This window comes from Pseudomonas sp. CFBP 5748, assembly GCF_053850495.1.
The window spans coordinates 148,618-165,954 of sequence record NZ_JBSPTN010000002.1 but is presented as its reverse complement, the minus strand read 5'-3'; the positions used below and the strand labels follow the sequence as shown (position 1 = coordinate 165,954).

The window sequence follows — 17,337 nt, the reverse complement described above, 5'->3', positions numbered from 1 at the left end:
CCATCGACCGCAAGGAGCTTCTCCCATGAACGCATCACAATCTCTTCCGCAGGCACAGCGTCAACGTTGCGAAGTCTGGACCCGCGTGATGGGTTACCACCGCCCGGTGGCGGCCTTCAACCCGGGCAAGCAGTCCGAGCATCGCGAACGGCTGCACTTCACTGAAAGCGCGGCCGGGCGTCCATGAGTCGAGTGCTACGGGTCGGGGGCATGGTGCCCCTGACCACCCTCGATTATCCGGGCCAACTGGCTTGCGTACTGTTTTGCCAGGGTTGCGCCTGGCGTTGTCGTTACTGCCATAACCCGCAATTGATCCCGCCGCGCGGCAGCGAGGAGGTGGATTGGTGTCGGGTCTTGGCGTTCCTGCAACGCCGCCAGGACCTGCTCGATGCCGTGGTGTTCAGCGGCGGCGAGCCGACCTTGCAGGACGGCCTGGCCTCGGCCATGGAGGAGGTCCGGCAGATGGGGTTTCGCGTCGGCCTGCACAGCGCCGGAATCAAGCCGGCGGCCTTCGCCAAAGTGGTCGGTCTGGCCGACTGGGTGGGCTTCGACATCAAGGCGTTGCCCGAAGATGCCCTGGACGTGACCCGGGTCGAAGGCAGTGGTGCCGCCAACTGGCGCAGCCTCGACCATCTGCTGGCCAGCGGCGTGGAGTATGAATGCCGTACCACCGTGCATTGGCACCTGTTCGACCCCGAACGGTTGTTGACCCTGGCCCGCCGTTTGAGCGAGCGCGGCGTCAGCCGGTTCGCCGTGCAATTGGTGCGCACTGCGCGGATGCTCGACCCCCATCTTTCCAGCGTCTCGGCACAAGCCTTGCAACCTGAGTTGTGGGCCGCCCTGCGCGAGTTGTTCCCCTCGTTCGTCTTACGCAGTTGACCGAACGCAGGGATGAACGACCGACAGCGGCCCGGGATGACCGGGCCACACTTTTTTAAGGTTTTCAAATGCGCTGCCAGTCGGCAGGTAATTGAACAGGGAGCATTTGATATGACCAGACTCACCACTGCCCAACGTATCGTGATCGGCTTTGCCATCGCCCCACTGGCCTTGATCGCCTTGGCGCTGTACGCCTTGAGCGACCTGGCGATGCTGCGCGACCAGGCCGAGCAGATCGTCAGGCAGGATTGGCCGAAGATCGATCCGATCATGGTGATCGCCACGGGCGTGCGCGATAACGCCAGGAACACCCGGGACCTGTTGATCGACAAGAACAATGCGCAAGTCCAGCAATCGATCGACACCACCCGGCAACGCATTACCCAGGCCTTTGCCACGCTGGAGCCGTTGTTCGATCAACCCGAAGGCAAGGCCGCCTATGCCGAGCTGAAGAAGCGCCGCGAGGCTTATGTGGCAGCGTTCGTCCAGGTGCAGGCGTTGATCCGCCAAGGCGCTACGGACGAGGCGATGACGCAGCTCAAGCAAGGCGTGATGCCGGCAGAGCTTGAGGTGTACAAAAGCCTGGATGTGCTGATGGCGATGCAGGGCAAGGTCTTTGTCGAACGTGAACAGTCGGCCCAGGCGCGTTACAGCGATGCGCGGCGCAACATGCTCGCGCTGGTGCTGGCTTGCCTGGCCCTGGTGAGCCTTGTCGCGATACTGGTGACCCGCAGCGTGACCCGTCCACTGGGGGGTGAGCCCAATGACGCGGCGCGGGTGCTGAACCTTATCGCCCAGGGCGACCTGACGATCCGGGTACCGGTGGGTGTCGGCGCCAACGACAGTGTGATGAGCAACATGCATGACATGCAGCAGAGCCTCAACAGCATGGTCCGGCACATTGCTGCCTCGGTGGATCGGGTGGCCAGTTCCTCCGAAGAATTGAGCGCGGTGAGCAGCCAGACCAACAGCACCTTGCAGTTGCAAGGACAGGAAATCGAACAGGCTGCGGCGGCGGTGAACCAGATGACCGCCGCCGTGGATGAAGTGGCGCGCAATGCCGTGAGCACCAGCGAAGCCTCGCGGGTGTCCGAGCAAACCGCCCAGCGTGGCCGTGAGCAGGTTCAGGAGACGGTCGCTTCCATTACTGCGCTGGCGGACGGTGTGACGGACAGCTCCGGGCGAATCCAGCAATTGGCCGGACGGGTGCAGGACATCAGTTCGGTGTTGGATGTGATTCGCAGCATCGCTGAACAAACCAACCTGCTGGCCCTGAACGCCGCCATCGAAGCGGCTCGCGCGGGTGATGCCGGGCGTGGTTTTGCGGTGGTCGCCGATGAAGTCCGCGCACTGGCCCATCGGACCCAGGTTTCGACCCGGGAGATCGAGGACATGATCGGCAATATCCGCCTGGACAGCGGCCACGCGGTGACCTCCATGCAAAACAACAGTGAACTGGTGCAGGCCACCCTGCTAGTGGCCCAGCGCTCCGGCGATGCCCTGGATGAAATCGCCCATTCGATCTCGCAGATCAACGAGCGCAACCTGATGATCGCCAGCGCCACGGAACAGCAGGCCCTGGTGGCCCGAGAGGTGGACCGCAACCTGGTGGGTATTCGCAACCTGTCCGAACAGGTGCTGCTGGGCGCCCGCCACACCGACACCGCCGGCCAGGACCTGGCGCAGATGGCCGGTTCGCTGCATGAGACGGTGGCGCGGTTCAAGGTATAGGCGAGGCACTGCCAGGCTTCACAGCAATCGACCTCACCACAAATCCCCTGTGGGAGCGAGGCGGAGGGTCAGTTTGCAGTGATGTTGGATGTGCGGACGCCTTCGCGAGCAAGCCCGCTCCCACAGGGTTTTGTGTCGTGTCCGGATGTTGTGGGCAACACAAATCCAATGTGGAAGCGGGCTTGCTCGCGAAAGCGGAGGGTCAGTTTGCGGTGATGTTGGATGTGCCGACGTCATCGCGAGCAAGCTCGCTCCCACAGGGGGAGTTCAGGTGTTGGAGCGGTGATCACCAACCCCAGAACTGCAACCACCAGCCATAGCCCACCAAGCTGCTGGCCAGGACCAGGCAGGCCATGGCTGCCAGTCGTTGAATCGGTGATGCAGTCATCTGCTCCAGGCGTTTCCAGCCCAGCCACAGGCTCCATGCGATCGCCAGCACCAGCAACCCAGCCCGTGCCGGCTGTACCCATTCCAGCAGCAGCCCTTCATAACGCAGCAGTTTGACCGTGGTGGCTGACAAGCCGAGGAACAACCCTGCACCGCCAAGGGGCGTGAGGGTGATGGCTAAGGGCCAATACTGTGCAGAATCACCCGAGAGTCTTGCCGCCAGGCGCATCAGCAGCATCAATGACATGCCCAGCAGCAAGGCACTCATGCCCAAATAAACGACGATGCAAAAGCCATCGAGCCAACTGAAGCTGTCATTGAGTTGCGGATAGTGGGTCAGCAACCACCAAGGTGCGTTGTCCTGCAGGGGCCACAGCTGGTCGTGCGTCACCAGCCATTGTGCCAGTGCCTGTTTCAGGGCAATGAACCAGGGGCTGACAGTCCACTGAAAGGCCCCCATGGCCAGGCCGATGACACCGAACAGCAATAAGCGAACATCCCAGGGCGAGAGCGTGTCAGCGCGTGAGTGAAGAATTTCTTCGTTACTGGAGCGAGCAATCAGGCGCACCGCATCGCGCTGGCCGCTGCAGCGACCACAGGCGTGGCAATCGGCGGCGCCGCGCAGGCGACGGATGTCCAGCAAGGGCGCGCAGTTGGGGGGCGGGCGGCGCGGCGCAGGATTTTCCAGCCAGCGTTGTTCGTCCACCCGAAAGTGCACCGGCGCCAAGCGGGCGAGCAGGGCGAAGACTCCACTGACCGGACACAGGTAACGGCACCACACCCGTTTGCCGCGGGCGAACAACAGGCCAACGATCACCGCAGCGACGGTCGAGCCCCCCAGGATCAGCAACGCAGCCTGGGCATAGTCGTACACGCTGATCAACTGGCCGTAGATTGTGGTCAGGCAGAACGCCAGGGTCGGCCAGCCAGCCCAGCGCAACCCGCGCGGCATGCCCAGGCCTTTGCCGTAGCGACTGGCCCATTCACTCAAGGCGCCTTCGGGGCACAGCACGCCACACCAGAGCCGCCCGAACAACACGATCGAGAGCAACACGAACGGCCACCACACCCCCCAGAACAGAAACTGTGCCAGCAGCGTGAGGTTGTCGAACAGACGCGCCTGGCTGCTGGGCAATGGCGACAGGGCCGGTACCACCAGCAGCACTGCGTAGAACAGCACCACCGCCCATTGCACGGCGCGAATGCTTGCACCGTGGCGCCGCATGCCGTCGCCCAGGCGCTGGAGCCAAGGGTTCAGGTCGGACATGGCAGGTCTTGCGCCTTGCGTGGCCGCAGCCAACCCGCAACGACGCCCCAATAGCAGAGCCATACCAGCAACGTCAGCGCGCTGGGGCTGGCTCGATAGCCGGTGAAATCAGCCAGGAACCCACCGAAACCGTGGCCGTCGTCGAGGATCGCGCTGCTGTCCCAAAGTGCCTCGCCAATGCCGCGATACACCGCGTCGGGCCAGTCCATACCGAGCAACTGCCCTGCGACCCGCTCGATACCGCTGACCAACAACGCCGCGCCCAACAGCAGCAGGATTGCTTCACTGATGGCAAAAAAACGCGGCCACGAGATGAACCGGCGACTGCTGTGCAGCAAGGAAACGGTCAACAGCGCCAGCGTCAGGCCAGCGATTGCCCCGACGGCGAACAGCCCCAGTTGCGCCCCTTGCAAGCGGGCGCCGGCGCCATACAGGAAGACCACGGTTTCACTGCCTTCGCGGCTGACCGCCAGCAATGCCAGCACCAGCAGGCCCAGGCCGCCCTGGCGGCTCAGGCGCTGGTCGGCGTGGCGCGCCAGGTCCTGTTTCAGCGTCCCCGCGTTGCGGTGCATCCAGCCGACCATTTGCACGATCAGCAGACTCGCAACCAGTGCCAACGACGCCTGGAACCATTCGTTGGCCGCGCCGCTCATGGCTTCGCCGGCCAGCAGAATCAGGCCGGCCAATACGCCGGAAAGCAGCAAGCCCAACGCCGCGCCGGCCCATACGTAACGCAGCAGTTGGCTGGCCTGTTGCTGGCGGCCGACCCAGGCCTGGAGAATACCGATCACCAACAGCGCCTCGACGCTTTCGCGCCAGACAATAAACATCGATTGAGTCATGCAAACGCCTCCTGCTGACCGATTACTGGGCCAGGATGCCGCCCTCGGGCAGTTGCGGATTGAATTCATCGAAAAACGGATAGTGCCCGGGGCGCAGCGGGTGAATCACTACGAAAGTGGTGACACCCGGGGACAGCACTTTTTCCACCCGCAGTGGCGTGCTCTCGAACTCCGCAGGACCCTGGCCGACGTTTTTCAGCACGATCTTGAAGCGCTGCCCGGCCGGTACTTCCAATTGCGGCGGCGTGAAATGCCCGTCGCGGATGCTCAACTCGTAGGTCGGCAGTTCGGCATGGGCGATCGAGGGCAGCATCAAGCCGGCCAGCTTCAACCAGGCCAGGCGTCGATGAGCCGCACCGCGCCGTGGGCAGGATGAGCGGCTCATGCTCAGTACCCGCCTTTTTTACCGATCCCGGCGTAGACGAATTCGTAATGCAGTTCGCAGCGTTCGAACCAGGGCGCCACGCCGGTTTCCTTGTCGGTATGACGACCAAGGGAGTTATGGCCGCCGGGTGGCAGGACAGTGAAGGTCAGTTGATATTTGCCAGGGCCGAGCAGCTTGACGTTGTCGCCATAGTGCGGCCCGTCGTTGGCGACCATGGCGTGGAAGTCACCCTTGAGCTCGGTGTCGTTGCCTTGTTTCTTCAGTTGGAACGACACATTGAGGTAGGGCACGAAACTGCCTTCCTGGAAGCCCTGTTTGTTGTCCGCCGTGGCGCGGATGTCGGCTTCCAGGTGGACATCGGAATCGGCCGTGGCCCGCATCATTCCGGCCGGGGCCATTTCAATCGGCTGCAAGTACACCGCACCGACCTCCAGCCCGGGGCACATCTGCGGTTCGCCGATGGGGTATTCCTTGGCCTGGGCCAGGGGGGAGAGAAACAGAAGGGCGATAGAGAGAGGGGCAAGGGTACGCATGCTGACTTCCTGGACGACTAAGAGATGGCCGAGTCTAGGAGGCTTCGCTGCGAATAATAATGATTCTTGTCAATTTTCAGCGTTAATTCACGCTCGCCAGCGGCAGTTCACTCAGGCGCGGCGGTTCTTGATCAGAATCAAGGGCCACTGCGCCCCTACGAGGTAGGGTACGGCTACACCCACCGGTTATACGGGGTCGTCATGGCAAAGCCTTTTCCCATCAGTCCCAAACATCCCGAGCGCATTTGCTGGGGCTGTGATCGTTACTGTGCGACCAGTGCGCTGGCCTGTGGTAACGGTGCCGATCGAACGATGCACCCGGCCGAGATGATCGGCGAGGACTGGTACCTGCATGGTGATTGGGGGCTGGAGCTGGTGGACATTACGGCCAAGGTCATCGACCCAAGCGCAACCCACCTGAAGGAATGAAATAAACCTGTGGCGAGGGAGCAAACTCCCTCGCCACAATGGATCACACTTGTCTTAGAGCTTCGGCAACTGCCCGATCCGTCCCATCATCTCGGTCACGATCTGCAGGTCCAGCAGGAACTGCTCGACCGTCTTGAACTCGTTGTCGTTATGCCCTGTGTACTTGACGTCGGGCATGGCCAGGCCGAACTGTACGCCGTTGGGCAGCTCATGCACCGAAGTGGCACCGGCAGAGGTGCCGTATTTGTGTTCCATGCCCAGGTTTTCACTGGCCACGGCCAACAGCGCCTTGACCCATTCACCCTCAGGGTTGCGATACATCGGCTCGTCGATGGAATAATCGAAGGCCACGGCGACATGGGACTTCTTGCTCCAGGTGGCGAGCTTATCGGCGATTTCAGTCTTGAGGGTTTCGGTGGACTTGCCGACCGGCACCCGCAGGTTGACCGCCAGCTTGAAAGCCTTGTCATCCATGCCGACATAGGTCAGGGACGCGGTCAGCGGGCCCATGAACGCATCGGAAAAACCAATGCCCAGTTTTTTACCCAGGTAGTCCAGGCCCCAGTTGTCGGCGGCGTAGCGCGCGGCATCGGTGATGTGGTTGTGCTTGAGCGCGACCTTGCCGTCCAGGCCGTTGATGAAGTCCAGCATCCTCGCCACCGGGTTGACGCCTGACTCGGGCTCGGAGGAGTGCGCGGACACGCCGGTGAAGGTCAGTTGGACGTCCTTGCCGACGACGTTGGTGGCGACCTCGAAATTGCCGCCATTGCGCTTGGCATAGTCGGTACCGGCCTTGAGCAGGTTGGCGGCCAGTTCGGTGGGCTTGTCGCTGGCAAAGGTGGCCACCGAGGTCGATGGAATCTGGTTGGTGGCCAGGCCGCCGGTCAGCGCAGTGATCTCAGCGCCCTTGCCCTGTGCATTGCGCCGGGCGAAGTTCGCCATGACCGTGCCGTAGCCTTTTTCGGCAATCACGACCGGATAACCACCATCCAGCGCCAGGTTGTAGTTGGGCGTTGGGTTGTGTTCGAAGTAATAGGGGATCGCGTCGCCAGTGGTTTCCTCGGTGGTGTCGACCAGCAGCTTGAAATTGCGCGCCAGCGGCAGCTTCTCTTCCTTGATGATTTTCATGGCATAGAGCGCCACCACGATGCCGTTCTTATCGTCTTCGGTGCCGCGGCCATACATGCGGTCGCCCACCAGGGTGACCTTGAACGGATCAAGGCGGGTGCCGTCTTTCAATACCCAGTTTTCCGGCGTCACCGGCACCACGTCGGCATGGGCGTGAATGCCGACGACTTCGTCGCCGCTGCCTTCGAGGGAAATCTCATAGACGCGGTTGTCGATGTTGCGAAAGTTCAGCTTGAAGGACTGGGCCAGGTCCTTGATCTTGTCGGCGATCTTGAGGAATTCGGGATTCTCGTGCTGAGCAACGCCGTCCTTGCGAAAGGTCGGGATCGCTACCAGCTCTTTCAGCGTCTCGGTGGCTGCGCTGCCGTACTTCACCCGGGCATAGAGACCCAGCAGGCGATGGATTTCGTTCTGCTGTTCAGCCGAAAGCGGCTTGTTGTCGAGGAAGGCGCTGATGGCCGGGCCAAGGTTGGCGGGCTTGGCGACGTCACTCTTGGCCACACTTGCCAGGAACTGCCTGAAGTCGGTGGCTGAGGTTTCAGTGAAGGTCTTGACGATGGCTGCGCTCTGTTGCGCGCTGATATTGGCGAATGCTGGCGGGGTGATCGACGCGAGGCTGGACAGAATCAGGGTGGTCACGGCCAGGTGCTTGAGGGAGAAGTCCATTGCTGGGGGCATTCCTTTGCAGGCAGTTGAGAGAGAAGTGTCTGATTTGATGACACAAACCCTTACAACCTAACACCACGGGGAAGCGGCGGGGGAGTCCTGAAAGATGATCTGTCGCACAGCAAAGCAAAAACGGCGCAGAAATGAAAAATGGTGTGGGAGCGGGCTTGCTCGCGAAGGCGGCACATTCAATATTAATGCAAGCAGACCCACCGCTTTCGCGAGCAAGCCCGCTCCCACAAAGGATTTGTGCTGAGCACAAATCCTGGGATTTGCTCAATGCGGCGCGCGAGGAATCGTCTTGAGCAGGTCTTCAGGGCTGATGTAGCCGACCACTGGCTGCGCTGTGCTACCCGGCAGCGGCAGGTCAAGGATATGGCCCTTGATCTTGCCGACTACATGCATCTCGCAGGGTTTGCAGTCGAACTTCAACGTCAGTACTTCATCGCCGTGTATCAGCTGCATTGGCGCAACCTTGGTACGCACGCCGGTGACGCCCTTGGCTTGCTTGGGGCAGAGGTTGAACGAGAAACGCAGGCAGTGCTTGGTGATCATCACCGGCACTTCACCGGTCTCTTCATGGGCCTCGAACGCGGCGTCGATCAACTTGACGCCGTGGCGGTGATAGAAATCCCGGGCCTTCTGGTTGTAGACGTTGGCGAGGAACGACAGGTGCGACTCCGGGTACACCGGTGGCGGATTGGTCTCGGCCTTGCGGCCACCGCGCGGGTGGGCCTCGATGCGGGCGGCGGTCAAGGCTTCGATGACTTCACGACGCAATGCCTTGAGCTGCGAATTGGGAATGAAGTACGCCTGGGGCGCATCCAGCTCGATCGCGGTGGCGTGGTATTCGGTAGTGCCCAATTGGCCCAGCAGGTCGTGCAGTTGCTCCAGGGCCTGTTCCGGCTTGTTCGCCAGGCCAAATGGTCCATCCAGGGCGACGCTGGCGCTGATGCCTTCCTCGCTGGTGGCGGTCAGCTCCAGGCGTTCTTCGCGCAGGCGCGCGACCCACGTCAGGCCCACACGACGCTCGGAGGACGTCTTGAGCAGCGCTTGTTGCCAGTTGTGGTCCAGGTTACGGCTCAACGGATGGTTGGGGCGCAATTGGTACATGCCGGCGGGCATCTCGTTGGGCTCGACGCGGTAGCGATAACGCTTCTGGCCGTCCTCCTCGAACTCGCCCTTGGGCTCGGCGATGTTGGCCCGAAAGCCCACCACTTCACGCTTGACCTGCACGTTCAGGCCGTCGCCGTTGGACAGCGGATCAAAGGTCACCACTTGCAGGTCGCGCTTGCCGACTTTCTCCACTACACCCACTGGCACGCCAGTAAAGGTCGGCGAATCGAAGGCGCCGATGTCGATCTTGCGCTCGCTGACGAAGTAGTCGGTGCTGCCACGATGGAAGGTCTTGTCCGGATCCGGCACGAAGAAGTGTGCGGTGCGGCCACTGGAGGCGCGGGCCAGGTCTGGGCGGTCTTCGAGGACGTCGTCCAGGCGCTGACGGTAATAGGCGGTGATGTTCTTCACATAGCCCATGTCCTTGTAGCGCCCTTCGATCTTGAACGAACGCACGCCGGCTTCCACCAGGGCGCGGATGTTGGCGCTCTGGTTGTTGTCCTTCATCGACAGCAGGTGTTTTTCGTAGGCGACCACCCGACCCTGGTCATCCTTGAGGGTGTAGGGCAGGCGACAGGCCTGGGAGCAGTCGCCACGGTTGGCGCTGCGGCCGTTCTGGGCGTGGGAGATGTTGCACTGGCCGGAAAACGCCACGCACAGCGCGCCATGGATAAAGAACTCGATGGCCGCTTCGGTCTCGTCGGCGATGGCGCGGATTTCCTGCAGGTTCAACTCGCGGGCGAGCACCAGTTGCGAGAAACCGGCCTGGTCGAGGAATTTTGCCCGTGCCAGGGTACGGATGTCGGTCTGGGTGCTTGCGTGCAGCTCGATGGGCGGGATATCCAGCTCCATCACCCCCAGGTCCTGGACGATCAGCGCATCGACGCCGGCATCGTACAGTTGGTGGATCAACTGGCGGGCCGGCTCCAGCTCGTTGTCGTGCAGGATGGTGTTGATCGTGGTGAACACCCGGGCGTGGTAGCGATGGGCGAACTCCACCAGCCGGGCAATATCGCCCACCTCGTTGCAGGCGTTGTGACGCGCGCCGAAACTCGGGCCACCGATGTACACGGCGTCGGCGCCATGCAGGATGGCTTCGCGGGCGATGGTCACGTCGCGGGCAGGGCTGAGCAGTTCCAGATGATGTTTGGGCAAGGACATGTTTTTTTAGTCGGGCTGGTCACGGTCGAAGCGCCCATTGTAGCCGTCAGGCGCCTGACAGGCACCTGTGGACTTGGGTTCGCATGATGTGGACCGATGCGCGGCTGTCCGGCGGGGTTTATCCCTGGGACGCGCCAGCGCTGCACCAGCGATTTCGCCCGGTGTTTTTCGCCAGGTACAAAAAGGCGTCAGCGGCCTTTATCAGCATGGCTGGGGTCATGTCCTCGCTGCCCGGCTGGCTGATGGTAATGCCCGCGCTGGCCGTGACGATGCCCAATGGATGATCAACGTGCTCGATGTTCAGCGCCCTGATGGCTTCCAGGATCTCTTGGGCGATCTTGGTGGCGCCTGCGCTGTGGGTGTGGGGAAGCAACACGGTGAACTCTTCGCCACCGTACCTCACGGCCAGGTCACCCGGTCGCTTGATGGTTTTCTGGATCGCACCTGCAATCGCGCGCAGGCAGTCGTCCCCGGCAGCGTGACCGTATTTGTCGTTGAAGCGTTTGAAGTAATCGACATCGAGCATGATCAATGCCAGGCAAGAGCCGTCGCGCTTGGCCCTGCGCACCTCATCGGCCAATGCGGTGTCCAGCCGCCTGCGGTTGCCCAGCCCGGTCAGGCTGTCGGTCAGTGCCATATCCCGCATGACCTGGTGGGCGCTGCGAATCTGCTTCTCCATGGTCATCCGGTAGCGCAACTGACTCAGCACGATGAGCCCGAAGCCTACGAGTATCACGATCAGGAAAATCAGGACAAAGCCGGTCTTGAGCAGGTCACGACGCCAGGGTGCGATGATCGACTCCCGGGACAGGCCGGCTTCTACCACCAAGGGGTAGGTGGTCAAGGCCCGATAGCCGTACAGGCGCTCAGTGTCATCGACGACAGCCCTGGCCTCTGCGACGCCCTGGTTTGAAGTGGGCAGGTGTTCTCTGAAAATCACGCTATTGAGCAGGCTCTTGCCGACCACCGAGGCCACGAACGGCCGACGCACCAGGATGGTTCCACTGCGCATGGCCAGGACCAGGGCACCCTTGTCGTCGATCTTGAAGTCACCGTAGTAGTCCACGAAGTAGCTGACCTTGACTGTTCCCAGCAGCACACCGGCGAACGAACCATCGGGGTTGTTCAAACGACGGGAGATAGGGATGATCAGGTCGTTGGTGGATCGGCTCTTGATCACTTCGCCGATGCGCACGCGTCGATCCGCGTGGGTGCGGTGGTACTGGAAGTAATCGCGGTCGGCGTTGTTTGCCGGTTCCGGAGTCACTTCCTTGTCGGTGACTACCCACTGCCCGTCGGGGCCGTAGATAAACAGCCCGTGCAGTTGCGGCATGATGGCGGATTGCTGGACCAGCAGCTTGTGGATGCGCGGGATGTCGATGTTCTGGAGTCCGTCACCTTCCACGCGCTCACTGAGGGCGGCAGTCACCACATCCACTTGGCGGATGGTGTCCTCGGCATGCTGGGCCGTCGCCCGCGCCAGGTTCGTCACCGAGTCGCGTGCCGACGCAAAGGCCGCGCGATAATCACGCCACGTCCGCCAGCCTTCAACGGCCAGGAAGGCGACAATCACCACCAGCATGAAGCTCACGGTGAGCCGCAACGCTGCTCCGGCCCGGGCCGACTGGGGAGAAAAGGCTTCATCAGAGCTTTCAATCTTTGGCTCTGGCCGTTTGCGTCCGAGCATCAACATTTCCTTCTACGACGGGTCTGCGCATGATTGATGCGCAGCCTATCTTATTCGATTTCAGCACGTTAGCTAGCTCAGACGCGGCCGGCAGGGGGCAGCGACACTTGCGGGTCGATATCAAGCAATAAAGTAAGGACACAAACGCCCGTGGTTAGTGCCTAATACCTTTCGGTCAAGCCGTGCCGCGCTATAAGGTTTGCCTGAGTCATTGTGGTGCGGGAGTCCGCTCCCGTCGGGCTGCATGGCAGCTGCTGTTTTTTGCGAGGGAACCGCTCATGAAAGTTGGCGTCATTTCCGATACCCACGGCCTGCTCCGCCCGCAAGCGCTGGTAGCGTTGGAGGGCTGTGAACAGATCATCCATGCCGGTGACATCGGCAACCCCGGGATCCTGGATCAACTGGCGTCCATCGCGCCATTGCACGTGGTGCGCGGCAATAACGACCTGGGGGCCGATTGGGCCGGGCAACTTGCCGATCGCCTGCAATTCGAGCTCTGCGGGTGGGCGGTTGTGCTGGTGCATGACATCGCCGATGTGCCAGCAACGCTCGAACCGGGCGTGAAACTGGTGATCACCGGCCATTCCCACCAGCCAGGTATCGAGTGGCGCGGCGAGCGCTTGTACCTCAACCCCGGCAGCGCCGGCCGGCGGCGGTTCAAGCTACCGGTGACGCTGGCCTTGCTCGAGGTGAGTGCAAGTGCGATAGACCCGCGGATCGTTCAATTACTGGAGTGACGAACGCGTCTACCTGAAGTACTTGTCGACGTAGGCCTGGATTTCCTTGCGCATGAAGCGCCCGGATTCATCCGCCCGTTCTTCCCAGCCGAACACACAGGCAGTGACGATGCCGTCGAAGCCAGTCTTGGCCAGTTCGCTGAAGAACAGGTCCCAGTCGATCTCGCCCTGGTGCATGTCCATGTGCTGGTGGACGGTGACTTTGGCGCCAGGTGGGTTGACGATGTAGCGCAGGCCTGAGGAGGCCTTGTGGTTGTAGGTGTCGGCGATGTGGACATGGGCGATCATTGACCCGGCCTCGGCGATCATGGCCTTCATGTCATCGCCGAAATAGAAGGTGTGCGGCGTGCAGTAAAGGAACTTGACGTTGTCCGAACCGATGGTCTTGAGCATGTCCAGGGCCGGGTGCAGTGTCTCGCACCAGTCTTCCGGGTGGGGCTCGACGTTCAGCGTGACCCCCTCGCTTTCCAGGATCGGCACCAGTTCCTCCATCGAGCGCCACCAGGCCGCTTCGCTGGACTCATGGCTGTGCAGCCCCCCGCAGCAGCTGACTTTGTGCCCGCGATCCGGTGAAGGCCCGCGACCGAACTCCGAATTCATGGTCGTGCAGCCCATCTCCACGGCGACCTGGATGGCTTCTTTCCAGTAATTCACCGCCGCCCGGCGTTCGTCTTCGTGGGGGCTGGCCCAGCGGTACATCGGCAACAGCGAGGCCAGTTGCAGGTTATGGTCGCGCAGGGCTTTCTTGAATTGGGCGATGCGTTCCTTGTGGGCGCGGGGGCGCACCCACCACGGCAGGAAGTCTTCCCGTGGCGACAGCTCCAGGTATTCGTAGCCAAGCTCGGCGGTCTTGCGGCACAGATCCGGCAGGCCCAGGTGGCGGTGCATGTAGGGGTCGAGTGCGATTTTCATTGTTGTTCTCCGGTGAGCATTGGGGGCATTGTCTTTTCGATTGCAGGTAAGTCGCCCGCTCAGTAGGCAACCCAGGCCGCGTCCTTGTCGGCTGATTCCACACAACGTTCGACCCAGCGCACGCCTTCGACGCCGGCGTTGATGTCGGGGTAATGCAGGGCGGCCAGTGCCTCGCTGTCGCCACGGTCGGATGCGTCCATGGCCAGGGCAAAGCGGCGATAGAGATTGGACCAGGCTTCGAACAACCCTTCGGGATGGCCGCCGCCGATGCGATCGTCCTGCTGCGCGTCGGGGTGCAGGTAGCCCATGCCGCGCTCCAGGACCTGCGCCGGTTGGCCCTGGATTTCGAAACTCAGCTGGTTGGGCCGTTCGTCCCACCATTCAAGGCTGGCCCGGGAGCCGATCACGCGGATCTTCTGCCCGTGCATGGACCCTGCGTTCACCGCGCTGGACCAGACCATGCCCATGGCGCCGCCCTCGTATTCCATCAAGGTGTAGGCGTTGTCCTCCAACGGGGCGCGGCTGGCGACGAAGCTTTGCCGACTGCACATCAGTCGTTTGATCTTGAGGTCGGGCAACATCACTTTGGCCAGGTACAACGGGTGGGTGCCGACATCCCCCAGCACGTAGCTGGGCCCGGCCTGGCGCGGGTCGACACGCCACTGGGTGGCCTGGTTCTGCGTCTCGACCGGCGCGCTATGGAAACCATGGGCGAACTGCATGTGCACCATACGCACGTCCCCCAGTTCGCCCGCCGCGATCATCGCCCGGGCCTGTTCGATCAACTGGTGCCCGGCGTAGCCGTAGGTCAGGCCAACGATGCGGTCCCTGGATTGCGCCAGGGTTCGCAGCGCCTCAGCCTGTTCGAGGGTGAAACACAGTGGTTTTTCGCAGACCACATGCAGCCCGGCTTCAAGGGCGGCCCGGGTGATAGCGTAGTGGGTACCATTGGGCGTGGCGATTGACACTGCCTCGATCCCATCGGCACGTTGTGCTTCCAGTTCGAACAGGCTCAGGTAGTCCGAATAGCAGCGCGCGGGGTCGATGCCCAATTGCTCGCCAAAGGCCCGGCCGCGTGCAGGGTCGATATCCAGCGCCGCAGCGACCAATTCGAAATTCCGGTCGCGCAGGGCGGCCGAGCGGTGGATGTAGCCGATCTGGCTGTGCTCACCGCCACCGACCATGGCCCAACGGATGGGCCGGGTAATTGTCTTGCTGCCATTGATCATGGGGCTGTCCTCATGTGATCAGAAACCGATTCGGGCCAGGTAGGCGCGGCTGGCCGCTACATCGTCCAGGCTGGTCCCGGCGTTGCGCGGGTCGCGTTCCTGTTCGACGGTGATGCAGCCTTGGTAACCCAACTCATGCACGAGGTTGTGCAGCGCTGGGTAGTCGATGACGCCGCGTCCAATGGGGCACATGACGCCCCGGGCGCAGGCGGCAAAGAAGCGGATGTGTTCGTTCAACACCTGGTCGAAAACCACCGGGTCGATGTCTTTGAAGTGCAGGTAGTCCAGGCGATGAGCGTAGGTGCGCAGCGACGCGACCGGGTCCATGCCTGCGTAATAGAGATGTCCGGTGTCCAGGCACAGCCCGGCGACTTCGTCGGGGATGTCGTCCACCAGGCGTGCCAACTCGTCGGCGAACTCGATGTAGCCGCCAGCGTGGGGATGGACGACGGCGCGGATGCCGTATTGATGCCAGGCAATGTCAGCGATGGCGCGGATGTGCGCCATCATGGTGTTCCAGCGCGCATCGTCCAGGCGTGGCGCGCGGTCCGAGTGCCCGGCGGCGTAGTCGCGCTCGTCGTGGCCCCAATCGATGATCACCAGATAGGGGCCGGCATGGCGCTGTCCGGTTTGCTTTTGCGGGGCTGGCAATTGCTTGAGCAGCGCGCAGATGTTGTGGGTCTGGCGCAGTAGCTCGGGCAGGTTGGCGGGGGTGACGAGGTCGTCGAAGATCGTCCCGGCGATCACATGCAGATCGTGTTCGGACAAGGCTGGCCCGACGGTTTCGGCGTCCAGCGGCAGGTAACCATAGGGGCCCAGCTCGATGCCGCGATAGCCAGCCTCGGCTGCTTCGCCAAGCACGCGGCGCCACGGAGGCAGGAAAGGGTTCTTGACGTCATCGACGCCCCAGCAGCAAGGCGCGGTGCAGATGTGGATCGTCATGGGGCACTCCGGCTGTGTTTGTTTTTATGTGCTTGGCCTGATGCTATTGGGTTGCCGGGGAAGGGGCCATGGGTGGATGGCTTAATCTGTCAAAACCCCTCATGATGCCCAATAGAGGTGTCAAAACATGTCAGAAAAGTCACGTCGTAAACTGCGTCCCACGATGGCCGATGTCGCTCGGGAAGCCGGAGTCAGCCTGTCCACCGTCGACCGGGTGTTGAACCTGCGCGCTGACGTGCGCGCCGACACCGCCCAGCGCATCGCCGCGGCTGCCGCGCGGTTGGGGTTTCATGCCAAGGGCGTTATCGAACAGCGGGTGCTCAACGACCGCCCGACCTTGCGGCTTGGCTTCCTGTTGCAGAAAAGTGGCGTGCCTTTTTACCAAGGCCTTGCCCACGCGTTGTCGAATGCCGCCGTAACCTGCACGCGAGCGCGGATTCGGGTGGTCATCGGCTATTTGGATGACCTTGATCCGATCACCGTGGCGCAGCGCATCTCGTCCTTGCGCGATCAAGTGGACGGCCTGGGCGTGGTGGCGGTGGACCATCCCAGGGTGCGCGAGGCGGTCGCACAACTGCGCGAGACGGGTGTTTCGGTGGTGGCACTGCTGTCCGAGTTGTCCAGCGCTACCGGCACCGGCTATGTCGGGTTGGACAACCGGCTCACCGGGCGCACGGCAGGCTGGTTCGTCAGCCGCCTCGCCGGCCAGCCCGGCCCGGTGGCGGTCATGCTCAGCAGCCAGCGTTTCCAGTGCCAGGAGTTGTGCGAACTGAGCTTTCGCAGTTATCTGGCGGAGCACTCCAGCGAATGGGAACTGCTCGCCTCGCGCCTGACGCTGGAGGACGATGAGTTCGCCTATGGCAACACGTTGGACCTGCTCACGGCAGAACCTGATCTTGTCGGGCTTTATGTGGCTGGAGGTGGCATAGCGGGGGTGTTGCGGGCTTTGCGCGATCTCAAGGACCGACAGCTGCGCTTGCCCATCGTGGTGTGCCATGACCTGACGCCACTGACGCGTGACGCGTTGAAAACGGGGCTGGTCCAGGCGGTGCTGTCGCATCCTGTCGCGGCCATGGCCGAACAAGCGGTCGAAGCACTGGTCGAGGCAGCAACAGCCACGCCGCCAGGCTCGGCGTCAAGGCGGGTGGTGCCACTTCAGATCGATGTGTCGGAAAGCATATAGCTGCACATACGATCCGGTTTATCCATTCTGCGAAATGATCCTCGTGACCACTAAGTCAGCGGAGCTTTCTTTAAAAGCTGTACAAAATTAGATTCTTGTACAATTATCAAGGCTCCCTTGGTA

The 17,337-nt window shown here is 62.1% G+C and carries 16 protein-coding genes; 6 read left to right on the top strand and 10 right to left on the bottom strand.

Annotation, left to right across the window (positions count from 1 at the left end; all coding sequences use genetic code 11):
• Positions 1-25: 25 nt before the first annotated feature.
• The 3 genes from nrdD (at position 26) to ACWNZ1_RS05395 (ending at position 2,610) form a co-directional block, all read left to right on the top strand.
• Complete coding sequence (gene nrdD / locus ACWNZ1_RS05405) at positions 26-187, top strand: anaerobic ribonucleoside-triphosphate reductase (protein ID WP_135845159.1); 162 nt, start codon at positions 26-28, stop codon at positions 185-187.
• Entirely contained in the window at positions 184-879 is a 696-nt protein-coding gene (locus ACWNZ1_RS05400; RefSeq protein ID WP_135845160.1) for an anaerobic ribonucleoside-triphosphate reductase activating protein, read from the top strand. The genes nrdD and ACWNZ1_RS05400 overlap by 4 nt, the downstream gene beginning before the upstream one ends.
• A 111-nt stretch (positions 880-990) precedes the next feature.
• The gene (locus tag ACWNZ1_RS05395) at positions 991-2,610 is read left to right on the top strand and encodes a methyl-accepting chemotaxis protein (RefSeq protein WP_256452743.1); all 1,620 of its coding nucleotides are present in this window, start codon (positions 991-993) and stop codon (positions 2,608-2,610) included.
• 286 nt (positions 2,611-2,896) lie between these two features.
• Here the strand turns inward: ACWNZ1_RS05395 and ACWNZ1_RS05390 are convergent, their stop codons facing one another.
• Genes ACWNZ1_RS05390 through ACWNZ1_RS05375 form a run of 4 tightly spaced genes read right to left on the bottom strand, consistent with a single transcriptional unit; the run spans position 2,897 to position 6,024 of the window.
• Positions 2,897-4,264, bottom strand: a complete 1,368-nt coding sequence (locus ACWNZ1_RS05390) for a 4Fe-4S binding protein (protein WP_265073038.1) — start codon at positions 4,262-4,264, stop codon at positions 2,897-2,899.
• A complete protein-coding gene (locus tag ACWNZ1_RS05385; protein WP_256452745.1) occupies positions 4,252-5,106 on the bottom strand; it encodes an FTR1 family iron permease in 855 nt (284 codons plus the stop codon). The genes ACWNZ1_RS05390 and ACWNZ1_RS05385 overlap by 13 nt, the downstream gene beginning before the upstream one ends.
• Before the next feature lie 22 nt (positions 5,107-5,128).
• Positions 5,129-5,491 (bottom strand): cupredoxin domain-containing protein, encoded by a 363-nt coding sequence (locus ACWNZ1_RS05380; RefSeq protein ID WP_256452746.1) that lies wholly within the window; start codon positions 5,489-5,491, stop codon positions 5,129-5,131.
• 2 nt (positions 5,492-5,493) lie between these two features.
• The gene (locus ACWNZ1_RS05375) at positions 5,494-6,024 is read right to left on the bottom strand and encodes an iron transporter (RefSeq protein ID WP_265073039.1); all 531 of its coding nucleotides are present in this window, start codon (positions 6,022-6,024) and stop codon (positions 5,494-5,496) included.
• 201 nt (positions 6,025-6,225) lie between these two features.
• On the opposite strand from ACWNZ1_RS05375, the gene ACWNZ1_RS05370 reads away from it, so the two are divergent.
• Positions 6,226-6,453, top strand: coding sequence for a DUF3079 domain-containing protein (locus tag ACWNZ1_RS05370; RefSeq protein ID WP_210639050.1), 228 nt, complete (start codon positions 6,226-6,228; stop codon positions 6,451-6,453).
• A gap of 54 nt (positions 6,454-6,507) precedes the next feature.
• Here ACWNZ1_RS05370 and ACWNZ1_RS05365 read toward each other — a convergent pair whose 3' ends face one another.
• The 3 genes from ACWNZ1_RS05365 to ACWNZ1_RS05355 form a co-directional block, all read right to left on the bottom strand.
• Complete coding sequence (locus tag ACWNZ1_RS05365) at positions 6,508-8,247, bottom strand: dipeptidase (RefSeq protein ID WP_456027467.1); 1,740 nt, start codon at positions 8,245-8,247, stop codon at positions 6,508-6,510.
• Positions 8,248-8,523: 276 nt separating this feature from the next.
• Positions 8,524-10,524, bottom strand: a complete 2,001-nt coding sequence (locus ACWNZ1_RS05360; RefSeq protein ID WP_135845166.1) for a peptidase U32 family protein — start codon at positions 10,522-10,524, stop codon at positions 8,524-8,526.
• A gap of 118 nt (positions 10,525-10,642) precedes the next feature.
• Positions 10,643-12,211, bottom strand: coding sequence for a sensor domain-containing diguanylate cyclase (locus ACWNZ1_RS05355; protein WP_135845167.1), 1,569 nt, complete (start codon positions 12,209-12,211; stop codon positions 10,643-10,645).
• A 278-nt stretch (positions 12,212-12,489) separates the two neighbouring features.
• Here ACWNZ1_RS05355 and ACWNZ1_RS05350 point away from each other — a divergent pair, with 278 nt between their 5' ends.
• Complete coding sequence (locus ACWNZ1_RS05350; RefSeq protein ID WP_256452749.1) at positions 12,490-12,948, top strand: metallophosphoesterase family protein; 459 nt, start codon at positions 12,490-12,492, stop codon at positions 12,946-12,948.
• Between the two features lie 9 nt (positions 12,949-12,957).
• Here ACWNZ1_RS05350 and ACWNZ1_RS05345 read toward each other — a convergent pair whose 3' ends face one another.
• From ACWNZ1_RS05345 to ACWNZ1_RS05335, 3 genes are read right to left on the bottom strand one after another with little or no spacing between them, the layout of a single operon-like run.
• Positions 12,958-13,860: a sugar phosphate isomerase/epimerase family protein gene (locus ACWNZ1_RS05345; protein WP_135845169.1), complete on the bottom strand. Its 903-nt coding sequence runs from the start codon at positions 13,858-13,860 to the stop codon at positions 12,958-12,960.
• Positions 13,861-13,919: 59 nt separating this feature from the next.
• Complete coding sequence (locus ACWNZ1_RS05340; protein WP_280944899.1) at positions 13,920-15,089, bottom strand: Gfo/Idh/MocA family protein; 1,170 nt, start codon at positions 15,087-15,089, stop codon at positions 13,920-13,922.
• Positions 15,090-15,107: 18 nt separating this feature from the next.
• On the bottom strand, positions 15,108-16,031 hold the full coding sequence (locus ACWNZ1_RS05335; protein ID WP_280944900.1) for a TIM barrel protein: 924 nt from the start codon (positions 16,029-16,031) through the stop codon (positions 15,108-15,110).
• A 127-nt stretch (positions 16,032-16,158) separates the two neighbouring features.
• Between ACWNZ1_RS05335 and ACWNZ1_RS05330 the strand changes: the two genes are divergently transcribed.
• Positions 16,159-17,214, top strand: coding sequence for a LacI family DNA-binding transcriptional regulator (locus ACWNZ1_RS05330; RefSeq protein ID WP_256452750.1), 1,056 nt, complete (start codon positions 16,159-16,161; stop codon positions 17,212-17,214).
• Positions 17,215-17,337: the final 123 nt, after the last annotated feature.

Excerpts from the sequence above, each read along its gene's own strand:
- ACWNZ1_RS05375 (WP_265073039.1), bottom strand. The coding sequence starts at position 6,024 with ATGCGTACCCTTGCCCCTCTCTCTATCGCCCTTCTGTTTCTCTCCCCC.
- ACWNZ1_RS05370 (WP_210639050.1), top strand. The coding sequence starts at position 6,226 with ATGGCAAAGCCTTTTCCCATCAGTCCCAAACATCCCGAGCGCATTTGC.
- ACWNZ1_RS05400 (WP_135845160.1), top strand. The coding sequence starts at position 184 with ATGAGTCGAGTGCTACGGGTCGGGGGCATGGTGCCCCTGACCACCCTC.
- ACWNZ1_RS05390 (WP_265073038.1), bottom strand. The coding sequence starts at position 4,264 with ATGTCCGACCTGAACCCTTGGCTCCAGCGCCTGGGCGACGGCATGCGG.
- ACWNZ1_RS05385 (WP_256452745.1), bottom strand. The coding sequence starts at position 5,106 with ATGACTCAATCGATGTTTATTGTCTGGCGCGAAAGCGTCGAGGCGCTG.
- ACWNZ1_RS05345 (WP_135845169.1), bottom strand. The coding sequence starts at position 13,860 with ATGAAAATCGCACTCGACCCCTACATGCACCGCCACCTGGGCCTGCCG.
- nrdD (WP_135845159.1), top strand. The coding sequence starts at position 26 with ATGAACGCATCACAATCTCTTCCGCAGGCACAGCGTCAACGTTGCGAA.
- ACWNZ1_RS05380 (WP_256452746.1), bottom strand. The coding sequence starts at position 5,491 with ATGAGCCGCTCATCCTGCCCACGGCGCGGTGCGGCTCATCGACGCCTG.
- ACWNZ1_RS05335 (WP_280944900.1), bottom strand. The coding sequence starts at position 16,031 with ATGACGATCCACATCTGCACCGCGCCTTGCTGCTGGGGCGTCGATGAC.
- ACWNZ1_RS05350 (WP_256452749.1), top strand. The coding sequence starts at position 12,490 with ATGAAAGTTGGCGTCATTTCCGATACCCACGGCCTGCTCCGCCCGCAA.
- ACWNZ1_RS05395 (WP_256452743.1), top strand. The coding sequence starts at position 991 with ATGACCAGACTCACCACTGCCCAACGTATCGTGATCGGCTTTGCCATC.
- ACWNZ1_RS05330 (WP_256452750.1), top strand. The coding sequence starts at position 16,159 with ATGTCAGAAAAGTCACGTCGTAAACTGCGTCCCACGATGGCCGATGTC.
- ACWNZ1_RS05365 (WP_456027467.1), bottom strand. The coding sequence starts at position 8,247 with ATGGACTTCTCCCTCAAGCACCTGGCCGTGACCACCCTGATTCTGTCC.
- ACWNZ1_RS05355 (WP_135845167.1), bottom strand. The coding sequence starts at position 12,211 with ATGCTCGGACGCAAACGGCCAGAGCCAAAGATTGAAAGCTCTGATGAA.
- ACWNZ1_RS05340 (WP_280944899.1), bottom strand. The coding sequence starts at position 15,089 with ATGATCAATGGCAGCAAGACAATTACCCGGCCCATCCGTTGGGCCATG.
- ACWNZ1_RS05360 (WP_135845166.1), bottom strand. The coding sequence starts at position 10,524 with ATGTCCTTGCCCAAACATCATCTGGAACTGCTCAGCCCTGCCCGCGAC.